Below are 14,508 nucleotides of genomic sequence, written 5' to 3' on the forward strand. Positions count from 1 at the left end.
GGAGTCCATCGCATGAGACCTACCCTGACCTGGACCTTGCTGGCCCTGCTGCTCTGCGGCACGGCCATCGGCGCCGTCCTGTTGCTTTACCCATCGGAGCCGGCGCCCGTCGCGCCCTTCGCGTCTCCCCCGCAGGCCACACCGGCGGCAAAACCTTCCATTCCTTCCCGAGCCCCCGAGATGAATACAGCCACCGCTCCCGACAACCTGGAACAGCAACTCGGCGAGTTCGGCCGCAACGCCGGGCAGATGTCCGAGATCGAACGCAAACAGGCCGCCGAAGGCCTGATCGAACAGCTCAAGCGCGAGGTGGCGGTCGGCGCCGATCCGCGCCAGACCTTCGAGGAGATCCAGCGTCTGACGCCCTATGTGGAGGCCGATGCCAGGCGCCGCGAGGCGCTCGACTTCGAGATCTGGATGGCGCTCAAGGACAACGCCTCCGTCCAGCAGCAAGCGGCGACGCCTGGCGAGGAAGAGCAACTGCGCGAATACGCGCAAGAGTCGGACAAGGTGATCGCCGAGGTGCTCGCCAGCGTCGACGACGAGGAGCAGCGTCACGCCGCCATCGACGAACGCCTCAAGGCCCTGCGCAAGCAGATCTTCGGCGAGGAGAACCCACGCCTGCTGCAACGCTGAAATCCACGGCGCCCCGATAGGGGCGCCGTCACGCAAGCGTCACCAAAACTTCACATCCGCTACACGGCGTCGGTCGACACTGACGTCATGAGCAGACCTCTAAGCATCGCCCTGATCAGCGAAACCTACCCACCGGAAGTCAACGGCGTCGCCAATACCCTGGGGCGCCTGCATGCCGGTCTCCAGCAGCTTGGCCATCGGGTCCAGGTGGTGCGCCCGCGCCAGCCCGGCGACGACGGCCGGCGCAGCGACGCCGAGCTGGTGCTGACCCGCGGCTGGCCGTTGCCCGGCTACCCCGGCCTGCAATGGGGCATGTCGAGCCTGCACAAGCTGCTGCGCTGCTGGAAGCGCCAGCGCCCGGACGTGCTCTACATCGCCACCGAAGGCCCGCTCGGCTTCTCCGCCCTGCGCGCCGCGCGGCGCCTGGGCATCCCGGCGGTCAGCGGCTTCCACACCAACTTCCAGCAGTACAGCGAGCACTACGGCTTCGGTCCGCTGACCCGGCTGGTCACCGGCTACCTGCGCTGGTTCCACAACCGCACGCAGATGACCCTGGTGCCCAGCGGCAGCCAGCGCATGGAATTGCAGCGACGCGGTTTCGAACGTCTCAACCTGCTCTCCCGCGGGGTCGACAGCCAACTCTTCCATCCCTCCCGGCGCGATCCCGAACTACGCCGGCGCTGGGGCCTGGGCGAACAGGACATCGCCGTGCTGCACGTCGGCCGGCTGGCGGCAGAGAAGAACCTCGGCCTGCTCGGCGGCACCTTCCGCGCGCTCTGCGCCGCCCATCCGCAGCTGAAGCTGCGCCTGGTACTGGTGGGCGACGGGCCGGAGCGCAGGCACCTCGAACGGGACCTGCCCGAAGCGCTGTTCTGCGGCGTCCAGCGCGGCGAAACCCTGGCCGCCCACTACGCCTCGGGCGACCTGTTCCTCTTCCCAAGCCTGTCGGAGACCTTCGGCAACGTGGTCCTCGAAGCCCAGGCCGCCGGCCTCGCGGTGGTCGCCTTCGACCAGGCCGCCGCCGGCCAGCACATCCGCCATGGGCACAACGGCGTGCTCGCCGCGCCGGGCGACAAGAGCGGCTTCGTCGAAGTCGCCAGTTGGCTGCTGGACGACCAGGAACGCCTGCGCCGGGTCCGTCTCAACGCCCGCCAGCACGCCAGCCGGCAAGGTTGGGACAGCATCGTCGAGCACTTCCAGAACTACCTGGAGGACGCCTGCGCCAGTCCGCTGGTCCAGCCCGCTCGGTCGAAGCCCGAGCGGCCGCCGGCGGAGGATGGCGGGGCCTTGCCACGCAGCCGCGAGTAGGTCTCAGGCAAAGGCTTTCGGCGCGGCGATGAAGCCCAGGCTCATGGCCCCGGCGCCCAGATTGATGCCGCCGGTGGGACTGAGCATGCCCAGGTGCAAGTGGATGTCGCGCTCGCGGCAGGCGTTCTCCAGCGCGGCGAAGCCCGGCAGGTCGCGCAGCGCGGTCGGATCGCCGGCATAGCTGAGACCCAGTTGCGGTGCCAGCAGCTCACCCGCCTGTACCCGCGCCAGGGCATAGCCGAACAGCTTCTCCGCCGACTTCTCGAAGCTCGGCGAGAGCGCCACCGGTTTGTCCTCGCCATCGGCCAGGCTGAACACCGGCTTGACGTCGAGCAGCGAGCCCAACCCCAGCGCCGCGCCCTTGACCCGGTCGACGAAACCGCTGCGATCACCCTTCTGGAAGCCGCGCCGGCGCAAGTGGCCCAGGTCGTCGGCGACCAGGTAGGTGCAGGTCTGCTGGCTGAGCTGTTCGAGGCGCGTACGCAGCGCGTTGGGGTGGCTGCCCTGCGCCAGCAGGCGCGTGCCCTCGGCCGCCAGGCAGGCGATGCCGGCGAACACCGAGTGGCTGTCGAGTACGCGCAGGGTGAAGGGACCGGCGATGCCGGCCGCGTGGCGGCGCTCGTGGTAGTGCTGGAGCAGGCCGAAGGAGGCCTGGGTGGCGTGCTCGAAGATCGGACTGCGCAGGCTGTCGACGGTGAGGCAGACCACGTAGTCGAAGTCGGTCACCAGTTCGTCGAGGAACCATTGTTGCAACTCGGCGGCGGAGAGCGGCTGGCTGCCGTCCTTGCTACCGACCTTGGGCAGGTGGTCGCGGTAAAAGCTCAGGGTGGTGTCGGGGTCGCGTCGATCGATGAGCCGCTGCTCGCCCAGGCGGATCCCGATCGGCATCACGCGGATGCCGTGGGCGGCGAGGAATTCGGGCGGCAGGTCGCAGGTCGCGTCGACCACCAGGCCGATACGCATGGATTCGCTCCTCTGGCCGTTTCTCGGCCTATTGTTGTGTTGGCGGTCATACAATGCCCGTTTCGGACTTTGAAGTCAGCCGGCCGCACGGCGGGTTTTCGGAAAAAATCACGGCCATGAAAAATCCCACCCCGAGGGGTGGGATCTGCTTGCCGGCGCGGCGCCGGGCCGGTGCGTCGCGGACGCGCCTTCAGACCAGGCTGGCCAGGGCCTCGCGGCTGAACGGCTTGATGTCGCCGATACGCCCCTCGCGGACCTTCACCGCCCACTCCGGATCCACCAGCAGCGCGCGGCCCACCGCGACCAGGTCGAACTCGCCCTTGTCCAGGCGCTCCACCAGGCCGTCGATGCTCGCCGGCTGCGCCACCTCGTCGGTTTTGCCGAAGAATTGCAGGAACTCGCTGCCGTCCAGGCCGACGTTACCCACGGTAATGGTCGGCTTGCCGGTCAGCTCGCGGGTCCAGCCGGCCAGGTTGAGTTCCGAGCCTTCGAACTCGGGAATCCAGAAGCGGCGGGTCGAGCAGTGGAAGATATCGACGCCGGCCTCCACCAGCGGCGCGAGGAACTCGCGCAGGCCCTCCGGGGTTTCCACCAGGCGCGCGGAATAGTCCTGCTGCTTCCATTGAGAGAAGCGGAAGATGATCGGGAAATCCGCGCCGACCGCCGCGCGCACCGCCCGCACCAGCTCGACGGCGAAGCGCGAGCGATTGGCCAGGCTGCCGCCGTACTCGTCGTCCCGCTGGTTGCTGCCTTCCCAGAAGAACTGGTCGATCAGGTAGCCGTGGGCGCCGTGGATCTCCACCCCGTCCATGCCGATCGCCTGGGCGTCGCGGGCGGCCTGGGCGAAGGCGGCGATGACGTCCTGAATGTCGGCCTTACTCATGCCGTGGACCAGCACCTTGCCGTCCTTGGCCTTCTCCATCGGGCCGTAGCCGGGCACGCTGGCGTCCGGCTCCACGCCCAGGCGCCGAACGCTGCCGACGTGCCAGAGCTGCGGAACGATGCGCCCGCCCTCGGCATGCACCGCCTCGACCACCTGCTTCCAGCCGGCCAGGGCGTCCTCGCCATAGAAGCGCGGCACGTTCGGATAGCCGTTGGCGGCCTTGTGGCCGACCGTTGTGCCTTCGCTGACGATCAGGCCGACGCCGGCGGCGGCGCGCCGGCGGTAGTACTCGACGACCTTGGCGTTGGGTACGCCGCCGGGGGAAAAGTTGCGGGTCATCGGTGCCATCACCACACGGGTGGGCAGTTCCAGGGCGCCGAGGCGGAACGGTTGGAACAGGGCTTCTACGGGGGCACTCATGGACGGACTCCTGAGGGGGAATGGGAGGTTCGGGCAGGTATCAGGCGCGGAGCAGCAGCTCCAGGCGCGACATGAAAGCATTCAGCGGAGCGAGGCCGGCGCCGACCTTGAAGCGCGCCAGGGCGCCCTGCCAGGCGAAGCCGATGAAGCCGGCCAGGCTCGCGCAGTCCTCGTCGGCGGCCAGTTCGCCGGCCTCGCGCGCCTGCTCCAGACAGTCCTGGAGGATTCGCGCGGAAGCCTGCAGGATCGACTCGACCTTGGCCGCGATCGGCGGCGACAGCTCGGCCATCTCGAAGCTCAGGCTGCCGATGAAGCAGTGGTATTCGGGCTTTTCCTGGCGGGCGAAGTGCTCCAGCAGCTCGCCGTAGTAGCGCAGCACCCGCTCGCGCGGGCTGAAGCGGCTATCGCCGAGGGCCTGGGCGTAGCGCGCCAGGCGCGGCGCGTAGACGTGCTCCAGGGCCTGCTGGGCGAAAGCTTCCTTGCTATCGAAGTAGTGATAGAAGGAGCCCTTGGGGATGCGCGCGGCCTGGACGATCTCCAGCACCCCGGTGCCGTGGTAGCCACGTCGGGTCATGACCTCGGAGCCCTTGGCCAGGATCAGTTCGCGCTTGTCGAGTCGGTTGCTAGTCATGGAACGAGAGAATATGACCGGTCGTCTCGTCCGCCCAGCATTATCAACGGCGGTGATCAGGCGTTACAGGCAGGGGCTTATCGCGTTGCGTCATGAAGCGGCGCAAGACAGGAAAGGAAGCGGCGGGACGCGAACGCGTCCCGCGGGAGATCAACCCAGGGCCTTCTCGATGGCTTGCACCAGGGCCGGGTCGTCCGGCGCCGTGCGCGGGCTGAAACGCGCCAGCACGCGACCGTCGGGACCGAGGAGGAATTTCTCGAAGTTCCAGGTGATGTCGCCGGGAAACTCCGCGCCCTCGCCCGCCAGCAGGCGATAGAGCGGATGCCGCGCGCTGCCGTTGACCTCGACCTTGGCGCTCATCGGGAAGCTGACGCCATAGTTCAGGCTGCAGAAGGACTGGATATCCGCCTCGCTGCCCGGTTCCTGCCCGGCGAACTGGTTGCAGGGCACGCCGAGCACCGCGAAACCGCGCTCGCGGTAGGTCTGGTAGAGATTCTCCAGGCCGGCGTACTGGGGTGTCAGGCCGCATTTGGAGGCGACATTGACCACCAGCAGCACCTTGCCCTTGAACGGGGAAAGCGGCAGGTCCTGTCCATCCAACCCCTGCAGGGTGAGATCGTGAAAGGCACTCATGACGTACTCCTTGCGCATTCAGCGACACAACGTGCCAAGCCCCGCACCGGGCAAGAACCCTGGCTGCGGCGCATCCCCAGGGACGGGGTAAAGAGCCCAGGCATGGCGCATGACGCGAAAGGCGCCCACAGGCGCCTTTCGCTATACCAGCTTAGCAGTTCCGCCGGCGGACGGCCCAGGCCATCAATCGGCGAATGAACGCCGATCAGTGGTGGTGACCGCCTTCGCCATGGATGTGGCCGTGGGCGATTTCCTCGGCGTTGGCCTCGCGCACGTCGACTACCTTGACCTTGAAGTTCAGGCGCTGGCCGGCCAGCGGATGGTTGCCGTCGACGGTCACGTCGTCGCCGTCGATGTCGCGGATGGTGACGATCTGCATGCCGCCGTCCGGAGCCGAGGCGTGGAACTGCATGCCGACTTCCAGTTCGTCGACGCCTTCGAACATCTCGCGGGTCAGGGTCGCGACCAGTTCGGCGCTGTATTCGCCATAGGCGTCTTCCGGCTCGATGGCGACGCTCAGTTCGTCACCGACGTTCTTGCCTTCCAGGGCCTTCTCCAGGCCGACGATGATGTTGCCGGCACCGTGCAGGTAGACCAGCGGCGCGCCACCAGCGGAACTGTCGATGACATCCCCGGCGTCGTTGGTCAGGGTATAGTCGATGGAAACCGCCTTGTTGGCCGCGATCTGCATGGTTCGAAACCTTTTCGATAAAGAAGATGAATGCGTAAGTGTACGCATCAATAGCCCCGAAAGCGACCGCGCCCCTGATGAACGGGGCGCGCGAGCGCCGTCGCGGGTGATTGATTTTCATCAGGACGAGGAAGGCCATTGGGTGGCAGTCTTGTCCTGTGGCCATACTCAACACCTGCGCCACCAACCGCCCTGGCAATCGCGCGCCTGGGTCCTTGACGAAAACGAGCGGCACAGACAGCTCGGCCGCGAATTTCGCTGCGGCTGGTGTGCCCGGGAAGAAGAAGAGCAGACCAAGGAGCAGTGATGCCCTCACGCAACATACTGGTGATCAACTGCGGCAGTTCGTCGATCAAGTTCGCCCTGGTCAACGAGGCCCACTCCCTGTTTCCCCTGCACGGCCTCGCCGAGCGCCTGGGCAGCCGCGATGCGGTGCTGCGCTGGAAGCGCGGCGGCGACAGCGACAGCCTGATGATTCCCAACGCCGACCACCGCGCCGCCCTCGCCCAGTTGCTGCCGATGGTGCAGAACGCCGCGGGCGGCAAGCTCCACGGCATCGGCCACCGGGTGGTGCATGGCGGCGAGCTGTTCACCCATGCCACGCGCATCGACGACCGGGTGGTCGAGGCGATCCGGGCCACCGCGCCGCTGGCGCCGCTGCACAACCCGGCCAACCTGCAAGGCATCGAGGCAGCGATGACGCTGTTTCCCAAGCTGCCCCACGTCGCCGTGTTCGACACCGCCTTCCACCAGAGCCTGCCGGAGCACGCCTACCGCTACGCCCTGCCGGAAGCCCTCTACCGCGAGCATGGCGTACGCCGCTACGGCTTCCACGGCACCAGCCACCGCTACGTCAGCCACCGCGCCGCGGAAATGGCCGGGTTGGCGGTCGGCGACAGCAGTTGGCTCAGCGCCCACCTCGGCAACGGCAGTTCGACCTGCGCCATCGTCAACGGCCAGAGCCTCGACACCAGCATGGGCCTGACCCCGCTGGAAGGCCTGGTAATGGGCACCCGCAGCGGCGACGTCGACCCCAACCTGCACAGCCACCTGGCGCGGACCCTGGGCTGGAGCCTGGAGCGCATCGACTCGATGCTGAACAACGAAAGTGGCCTGCTCGGCCTCTCCGACCTGTCCAACGACATGCGCACCCTGGAGCAGGAGCGCGAGCAGGGCCACCCCGGCGCGGCCCTGGCGATCGAGGTGTTCTGCTACCGCCTGGCCAAGTCCCTGGCGGCGATGAGCTGCGCCCTGCCGCAACTGGACGGGGTGATCTTCACCGGTGGCATCGGCGAGAACTCGCCGCTGGTGCGCGCCAAGACCGCCGCCCACCTGCGGCTGTTCGACCTGCGCCTCGACCAGGAGGCCAACGCCCGCTGCGTGCGCGGCGTCGCCGGGCCGATCCAGGCCGCGGGGCATCCGCGGGTACTGGTGATCCCGACCAACGAAGAGCGGCAGATCGCCCTCGACACGCTGGCCCTGCTCGACTGAACTGGATCGACGCCCCCGCCCAACCAGGCGGCGTGGCCAAACGCACGGCTTAAGGAGCCCAGATGCATACCTTCTTCATCGCCCCGACCGGTTTCGGCGTCGGCCTCACCTCGATCAGCCTCGGCCTGCTTCGCGCCCTGGAACGCGCCGGGCTGAAGGTTGGCTTCTTCAAACCCATCGCCCAACTGCATCCCGGCGACCTCGGCCCGGAGCGCTCCAGCGAACTGGTGGCGCGCACCCACGGCCTGGATACGCCGAAGCCGCTGCCGCTGGCCCAGGTCGAGCGCATGCTCGGCGACGGCCAACTGGACGAACTGCTCGAAGAGATCATCAGCCTCTACCAGCGCGCCGCCGCCGACAAGGACGTGGTGATCGTCGAAGGCATGGTACCGACCCGTCACGCCAGCTACGCCGCGCGGGTCAACTTCCACCTGGCGAAGAGTCTCGACGCCGAGGTGATCCTGGTCTCCGCGCCGGAAAACGAGACGCTCACCGAACTGACCGACCGTATCGAGATCCAGGCCCAGCTGTTCGGCGGCCCGCGCGACCCGAAGGTACTCGGGGTGATCCTCAACAAGGTCCGCGGCGAGGCCGACGCGGCCAACGCCGAGGACGGCGTGGCGGACTTCGCCCGGCGCCTCACTGAACACTCGCCGCTGCTGCGCGACGACTTCCGCCTGATCGGCTGCATTCCCTGGCAGGACGAACTCAACGCCGCGCGCACCCGCGACATCGCCGACCTGCTCAGCGCACGGGTGATCAACGCCGGCGACTACGAGCAGCGCCGGGTGCAGAAGATCGTGCTATGCGCCCGCGCCGTGCCCAACACCGTGCAACTGCTCAAGCCCGGCGTGCTGGTGGTGACCCCCGGCGACCGCGACGACATCATCCTCGCCGCCAGCCTGGCCGCGATGAACGGCGTACCCTTGGCCGGCCTGCTGCTGTGCAGCGACTTCCCGCCCGACCCGCGGATCATGGAACTCTGCCGCGGCGCCCTGCAGGGCGGCCTGCCGGTGCTGTCGGTGGCCACCGGCTCCTACGACACCGCGACCAACCTGAACCGGATGAACAAGGAAATCCCGGTGGACGACCGCGAGCGCGCCGAGCGGGTCACCGAGTTCGTCGCCGGGCACATCGATTTCGAATGGCTCAAGCAGCGCTGCGGCACGCCGCGCGAGCTGCGCCTGTCACCGCCGGCGTTCCGCTACCAGGTGGTGCAACGCGCGCAGAAGGCCGGCAAGCGCATCGTCCTGCCCGAGGGCAGCGAGCCGCGCACCGTACAGGCGGCGGCGATCTGCCAGGCGCGCGGCATCGCCCGCTGCGTGCTGCTGGCCAAGCCGGAGGAGGTCCAGGCAGTGGCCCAGGCCCAGGGCATCGTGCTACCGGAAGGCCTGGAGATCATCGACCCTGACCTGGTGCGGCAGCGCTACGTCGAACCGATGGTCGAGCTGCGCAAGGGCAAGGGGCTGAACGCGCCGATGGCGGAGCAGCAACTGGAGGACAGCGTGGTCCTGGCGACCATGATGCTTGCCCTGGACGAGGTCGACGGCCTGGTCTCCGGCGCCATCCACACCACCGCCAGCACCATCCGCCCGGCGCTGCAACTGATCAAGACCGCGCCCGGCTACAACCTGGTGTCGTCAGTGTTTTTCATGTTGTTACCGGACCAGGTGCTGGTCTACGGCGATTGCGCGGTGAATCCCGATCCTTCGGCCAGTGACCTGGCCGAGATCGCCGTGCAGAGTGCCGCGTCGGCGCAGGCTTTCGGCATCCCGGCACGGGTCGCGATGATCAGCTACTCCACCGGCGACTCCGGTTCCGGGGTGGATGTCGACAAGGTTCGCGAGGCCACCCGCCTGGCGCGCGAGCAGCGCCCCGACCTGTTGATCGACGGACCCTTGCAGTATGATGCCGCCGCCATCGCCAGCGTCGGCCGCCAGAAGGCGCCGAACAGCCCGGTGGCCGGGCAGGCCACGGTGTTCATCTTCCCCGACCTGAACACCGGCAACACCACCTACAAGGCGGTGCAGCGCAGCGCCGATTGCGTCAGCGTCGGGCCGATGCTGCAAGGCCTGCGCAAACCGGTGAACGACCTGTCGCGCGGCGCGCTGGTGGAAGACATCGTCTACACCATCGCCCTCACCGCCATCCAGGCGGACGCCCAGGCCCCGGCCTGAAGGAACGCCGCCCAGTGGGCGGCACTGGCTTCGGCCAGGCACGAGGATGTGCCATGTGAACGGCGGGACCACGCCCCGCTCCACGCGCCCGGCCCTGGCCGGGCGCCTACGTACAAGGACTCCTTGATGCTGTCGTTTCTCCCCCATTTCCTGCGCGGCTCCCTGGCCGGCCTGCTGCTGGTGTCCAGCACCCTGTGCTGGGCCTGCCTGCTGTTCGGCATGACCCTGGTCAAGCTGCTCCTGCCGTTCGCCGCCGCCCAGCGCCTGTGCAGCAAGATCATGAGCCTGATCGCCGAAGGCTGGATCGCCTGCAACAAGGGCTGGATGAACCTGGTCCAGCGCACCCGCTGGAACGTCCAGGGCCTGGAGGGCCTGGAGTACCAACACTCCTACCTGGTCACCAGCAACCACCAGAGCTGGGTCGACATCCTCGTCCTGCAATACCAGTTGAACCGACGCATCCCGCTGCTGCGCTTCTTCCTCAAGCAGGAACTGATCTGGGTCCCGATCATCGGCCTGTGCTGGTGGGCCCTCGATTTCCCCTTCATGAAGCGCTACAGCAAGGCCTACCTGGCCAGGCACCCGGAGAAGAAAGGCCAGGACCTGGCGACCACGCGCAAGGCCTGCGCCAAGTTCAGCCGCATCCCGGTAGCGGTGTTCAACTTCCTCGAAGGCACCCGTTTCACCCGCGCCAAGCACGACGAGCAGCAGTCGCCGTTCCGCCACCTGCTCAAGCCCAAGGCCGGCGGTATCGCCTTCGTCCTCGACGCCATGGGCGAGCAATTGAAGACCCTGGTCAACGTGACCATCCACTACCCGGACGGCAGCCCGACCTTCTGGTGCCTGCTTTCCGGACGCCTGAAGGACGTCGTGGTGCGCTTCGAGGAACTGGAGATTCCGCGCCAGTTCGTCGGCAAGAGCTACGACCAGGACGCCGGCTACCGCGCGGAATTCCAGCAATGGGTCAACCAGCTGTGGGAGCGCAAGGACCAGTTGCTCGACAGCCTGCACCGCGAGTTTCCCGGTAACGCCAAGGCGTAGGACGAAGAGCGCCGACCAGCGCCCATGAAAAAGCCCGCCGAATGGCGGGCTTTTTCGTCCAGGCCGCGATCAGTACTGCGGCTGGGTCTGCGCCGGGCCCTGGGCGCCCGGAACCGGTCGCAGGTTGACCTCGACGCGCCGGTTCTGCGCGCGACCGTCGGCAGTGGAGTTGCTCGCGATCGGCTGGTCCGGGCCCATGCCGCGGGTGCTCAGGCGGGTGCCGTCGACGCCCTGGGCGGTCAGGTAGCCGGCCACGCTCTGCGCACGACGCTGGGACAGGTCCATGTTGTGCTGGCGGCTGCCGGTGCTGTCGGTGTAACCGACGATCTCGATGGTGTTCTGGTTGTACTGCTTGAACGAGTTCGCCAGGTTGTTCAGCGGCGCGTAGAAGCTCGGGGCGATGTTCGCCGAATCGGTGGCGAAGGTGATGTTGCCCGGCATGATCAGCTTGATGTCGTCACCTTGGCGCTGCACTTCCACGCCGGTGCCTTCCATCTGCCGACGCAGCTCGGCTTCCTGCTTGTCGGCGTAGTAGCCATAACCCGCGGCGGCCGCGCCGGCAACGGCAGCGCCGATCAGCGCGCCCTTGCCACGGTTGTTGTGGTCGATCGCAGCGCCGGCGACGGCGCCGGCCAGCGCACCCAGTCCGCCGTACTTGGCCGTCTTGCTCATGCCACCCTGGCTTTGGCTTTGCGTGTCGTAGGGGTTGTTGTTGGCACAACCGGCGAGCAGCGCCAGTGCGGTGACGGCTGCGGCCAGAGGCAGGCAACGGGAGGTGAACATGGGAAAACTACTCCTCGAGGTACTGAAACGCCCCTGCGTGAGGGGCGGCCGATATCTTAGAGCATAGCCAAGTGGCAAAATTCCCGATGCTCGGAAAAATCCTTTTCAGCCCCTGACGAAGGGGTTCTCGCGCATCTCTTCGCCCAGCGTGGTGTCCGGGCCATGGCCGGCGACCACCGTGGCGTCCTCGTCGAGGCTGTACAGACGCTGCCTGATCGAACGCTGGATCGCCGCCGAGTCGCCGCCCCACAGGTCGGTGCGGCCGATGCCACGGCGGAACAGGGTGTCGCCGGCGATCAGCAGCTTCGCCCGGGGGAACCAGAAACTCATCGAGCCCGGCGTATGCCCCGGCGTGTGCAGTGCCACTCCGCAACCGCAGGCCAGTTCCTCGTCGTCGGCCAGCCAGCGGTCCGGGGCCGGCACCGGCGTGTAGGGCACGCCGAACAGTTGGCACTGCATCTCCAGGTTGTCCCAGAGGAACTGGTCGTCCTTGTGCAGGTGCAGGCTGGCGCCGGTGCGCTTCTTCATCTCGCCGGAGGCGAGGAAGTGATCCAGGTGCGCGTGGGTATGGATGATGCTGACCACCTGCAGGCCGAGGCGGTCGAGGCGCTGCAGGATCAGTTCGTGGTCGCCGCCCGGATCGACGACGATGGCCTTCCTGGTCAGCGGATCGCCAATGATGGTGCAGTTGCACTGCAAAGGCCCGACGGGAAAGGTTTCGCGGATCAGCGCGGGGGATGTCGACATGCAAGACTCCGATCACGGTCGGCGCGGCAAGCGCGCCATGGATTTCTATGAAACGCCAAGCATGGCACATCCATCCGCTGCCGAGGATCGCCGGCGTCGGCTCAGGGCGCTTCGCGGTAGTCGCTGGGCAGCTTGCCGGTCCACTTGCGAAACGCCCGGCGGAAGTTCGACGAATCGTTGAAGCCGAGCAGCAGGGCGATCTCGTACAGAGGTAGCTGGGTGGTGGTCAGGTATTGCAGGGCCAGGCGCTTGCGCACATCGTCGAGGACCTGCTGGTAGGTGGTGCCCAACGACGACAGGTGCCGGCGCAGGCTGCGCCCGCTGGTGTGCAGTTCGCGGGCGGCCTGTTCGAGATCGGGGAAGTCGCCGGGACGCGCCAGCAGCAGGCGGCGCACACGGGTCAGCAGGCCTTCCTGGACGTCCAGGGTGGCCAGCAGCGCCTCGCACTGCTGCTCGCACATCTGCACCGTGGCCGGGTTGGCCAGCGCCATCGGTCGTTCCAGGTACTCGCTGGGCATGCTCAGCCAGTGCCAGGGCTGCTCGAACTCCGCGGCCACCCCGAACACCTCGGCGTAGCGCCGGGCATGGGCCGGCGGCGGATAGGCGAAGCCGACCCGCACGTCCTGCAACGGCTCGCCGACCAGGAAGCAGGCGATGGAATACAGCGTCGCCATCAGGCCCTCGGCGGCGAACACCGAGGCGGCGCCCAGCGGCATCGACTCCACCGCGCGCAACTCGGCGCGGCCGTCATCGAGCACCAGTTCCAGTTCGTAGGCCAGGCCGAGCACCCGGTAGTACTTGAGGGCGAACTGGATGGCCTTGCCCAGGTTGGCGCTGGACAGCACCGCGTAGCCGAGGATGCCGTGGGCGGAGACGTTCAGGCGCTGGCCGAGCACCAGCCCCAGCGCCGGCTCGCCGCACAGGGCCTGGGCGCTGTAGGTGAGCTGGTTGAAGTCGAGGAAGGACAGGCGGCCGTTCGGGCTGTCCAGCACCTCGGGACGCACCCGCGCAGCGTCGAACAGCGCCTGGCGGGATACGCCGTACTCCGCGACAAGATCGAGGAGTGCCTCGGCATAGGCCACCGGCACCAGTTCGGCGGTGAAATTGAGCGGTTGTTTCATGGCTGTTTATTGTTCTGACCGCTGGCCGGATATGACCGGAAAGTTGGCAGAAGATAACCTTGTGAGGCTATCCCCCGCAAGCGATAGTCGATCCCATGGTCCTTCACCATCACAGGGAGCCGCTATGGCCAGCACCACCCCCGAAGGTCTGGAGATCCGCCCGCGTCATCTGGACTTCGACCTGCCCGATCCGATGCCGCGCCATTGGCACAGCGGCGACGCTTTCAAGACCCACATGTTCAACGCCATGTCGGTGCTGTTCCCCGATGGCGAGCGCTTCTTCATCGACTCCGTGCGCCACTACCGCGAACGGGTCGAGGACCCGGCGCTGAAGCAACAGATCCGTGGCTTCATCGGCCAGGAAGGCCACCACAGCCGCGAGCACCTGGTCTACAGCGACCGCCTGCGCGCCCTCGGCTACGACATCGACCGCCTGGAAGGCGGCGCCAAACGGCGCATCCGCTTCGCCCAGCAGAAACTGCACCCGTCGCGGCAACTGGCGGCCACCGCGGCCCTGGAGCACCTCACCGCGATCATGGCCGACGGCCTGCTGAGCAACCCCAGGTGGCTGGAAGGCGCCGACCCGACCATGGCCCGCCTGTGGCGCTGGCACGCACTGGAGGAAACCGAGCACAAGGCGGTGGCCTACGACGTGTTCATGCTGGTCAACGGCAAGGCCAGGCTGCGCCGCCGGGCGATGGTCCAGGGCACCTTCTTCTTCGCCCTCGACACCACCAAGGGCCTGGTCCACATGCTCAAGCGCGACGGCCTGCTGTGGAACTTCAAGGTCTGGCGCGACGGCATCAAGTGGCTGTGGGGCAAGGACGGCGTGTTCCGCTCGCTGGTGGGCGTGTACCTGGACTTCTACAAGAAGGACTTCCACCCCTGGCAGCACAATAACCTGCACCTCATCGAGCAGTACCGCGACCAGTTCGAACCGGAACCGAAGGCCGCCTGACCCTCCTCGCCGCCCCTCCGCGCCG

At 67.4% G+C, this 14,508-nt stretch carries 15 protein-coding genes; 7 read left to right on the top strand and 8 right to left on the bottom strand.

Annotated features, from left to right (window positions below):
* Positions 1-12: 12 nt before the first annotated feature.
* Together plcR and AT700_RS21130 are read left to right on the top strand one after the other, a co-directional pair.
* Positions 13-636 carry a phospholipase C accessory protein PlcR gene (gene plcR, locus AT700_RS21125; protein WP_012614439.1) on the top strand — a complete coding sequence of 208 codons (624 nt, stop codon included), beginning with the start codon at positions 13-15 and terminating at the stop codon, positions 634-636.
* A gap of 87 nt (positions 637-723) precedes the next feature.
* Positions 724-1,944, top strand: coding sequence for a glycosyltransferase family 4 protein (locus AT700_RS21130; RefSeq protein ID WP_003116486.1), 1,221 nt, complete (start codon positions 724-726; stop codon positions 1,942-1,944).
* Between the two features lie 3 nt (positions 1,945-1,947).
* Here the strand turns inward: AT700_RS21130 and AT700_RS21135 are convergent, their stop codons facing one another.
* From AT700_RS21135 to AT700_RS21155, 5 genes are all read right to left on the bottom strand, one after another.
* Entirely contained in the window at positions 1,948-2,907 is a 960-nt protein-coding gene (locus AT700_RS21135) for a DegV family protein (RefSeq protein ID WP_003085826.1), read from the bottom strand.
* 190 nt (positions 2,908-3,097) lie between these two features.
* Positions 3,098-4,210 (bottom strand): NADH:flavin oxidoreductase, encoded by a 1,113-nt coding sequence (locus tag AT700_RS21140; protein WP_003122997.1) that lies wholly within the window; start codon positions 4,208-4,210, stop codon positions 3,098-3,100.
* Between the two features lie 40 nt (positions 4,211-4,250).
* Entirely contained in the window at positions 4,251-4,841 is a 591-nt protein-coding gene (locus AT700_RS21145; RefSeq protein ID WP_003116488.1) for a TetR/AcrR family transcriptional regulator, read from the bottom strand.
* A 150-nt stretch (positions 4,842-4,991) separates the two neighbouring features.
* Positions 4,992-5,474 (bottom strand): glutathione peroxidase, encoded by a 483-nt coding sequence (locus AT700_RS21150; protein ID WP_003109429.1) that lies wholly within the window; start codon positions 5,472-5,474, stop codon positions 4,992-4,994.
* A 205-nt stretch (positions 5,475-5,679) separates the two neighbouring features.
* Complete coding sequence (locus tag AT700_RS21155) at positions 5,680-6,165, bottom strand: FKBP-type peptidyl-prolyl cis-trans isomerase (RefSeq protein ID WP_003085816.1); 486 nt, start codon at positions 6,163-6,165, stop codon at positions 5,680-5,682.
* Here AT700_RS21155 and AT700_RS29810 point away from each other — a divergent pair.
* The 4 genes from AT700_RS29810 (at position 6,134) to AT700_RS21170 (ending at position 10,874) form a co-directional block, all read left to right on the top strand.
* The gene (locus AT700_RS29810) at positions 6,134-6,472 is read left to right on the top strand and encodes a DUF3565 domain-containing protein (RefSeq protein ID WP_003109430.1); all 339 of its coding nucleotides are present in this window, start codon (positions 6,134-6,136) and stop codon (positions 6,470-6,472) included. The genes AT700_RS21155 and AT700_RS29810 overlap by 32 nt on opposite strands.
* On the top strand, positions 6,472-7,656 hold the full coding sequence (locus AT700_RS21160) for an acetate kinase (RefSeq protein ID WP_003085814.1): 1,185 nt from the start codon (positions 6,472-6,474) through the stop codon (positions 7,654-7,656). The genes AT700_RS29810 and AT700_RS21160 overlap by 1 nt, the downstream gene beginning before the upstream one ends.
* A 62-nt stretch (positions 7,657-7,718) precedes the next feature.
* Positions 7,719-9,833, top strand: coding sequence for a phosphate acetyltransferase (pta, locus tag AT700_RS21165; protein ID WP_003114221.1), 2,115 nt, complete (start codon positions 7,719-7,721; stop codon positions 9,831-9,833).
* Positions 9,834-9,959: 126 nt separating this feature from the next.
* The gene (locus AT700_RS21170; RefSeq protein ID WP_003085811.1) at positions 9,960-10,874 is read left to right on the top strand and encodes an acyltransferase; all 915 of its coding nucleotides are present in this window, start codon (positions 9,960-9,962) and stop codon (positions 10,872-10,874) included.
* 69 nt (positions 10,875-10,943) lie between these two features.
* On the opposite strand, the gene AT700_RS21175 is transcribed toward AT700_RS21170, so the two are convergent.
* The 3 genes from AT700_RS21175 to oruR all read right to left on the bottom strand — a co-directional run bounded on the left by AT700_RS21175 (position 10,944) and on the right by oruR (position 13,525).
* Positions 10,944-11,657: an OmpA family protein gene (locus AT700_RS21175; RefSeq protein ID WP_003085808.1), complete on the bottom strand. Its 714-nt coding sequence runs from the start codon at positions 11,655-11,657 to the stop codon at positions 10,944-10,946.
* A gap of 105 nt (positions 11,658-11,762) precedes the next feature.
* On the bottom strand, positions 11,763-12,404 hold the full coding sequence (locus AT700_RS21180) for an MBL fold metallo-hydrolase (protein WP_003085806.1): 642 nt from the start codon (positions 12,402-12,404) through the stop codon (positions 11,763-11,765).
* Positions 12,405-12,505: 101 nt separating this feature from the next.
* On the bottom strand, positions 12,506-13,525 hold the full coding sequence (gene oruR, locus AT700_RS21185) for an ornithine utilization transcriptional regulator OruR (RefSeq protein ID WP_003114220.1): 1,020 nt from the start codon (positions 13,523-13,525) through the stop codon (positions 12,506-12,508).
* A gap of 124 nt (positions 13,526-13,649) precedes the next feature.
* Here oruR and AT700_RS21190 point away from each other — a divergent pair, with 124 nt between their 5' ends.
* Positions 13,650-14,483 carry a metal-dependent hydrolase gene (locus AT700_RS21190; RefSeq protein ID WP_003109433.1) on the top strand — a complete coding sequence of 278 codons (834 nt, stop codon included), beginning with the start codon at positions 13,650-13,652 and terminating at the stop codon, positions 14,481-14,483.
* Positions 14,484-14,508: the final 25 nt, after the last annotated feature.

It is taken from the genome of Pseudomonas aeruginosa (assembly GCF_001457615.1).
Taxonomy (GTDB): Bacteria; Pseudomonadota; Gammaproteobacteria; order Pseudomonadales; family Pseudomonadaceae; genus Pseudomonas; species Pseudomonas aeruginosa.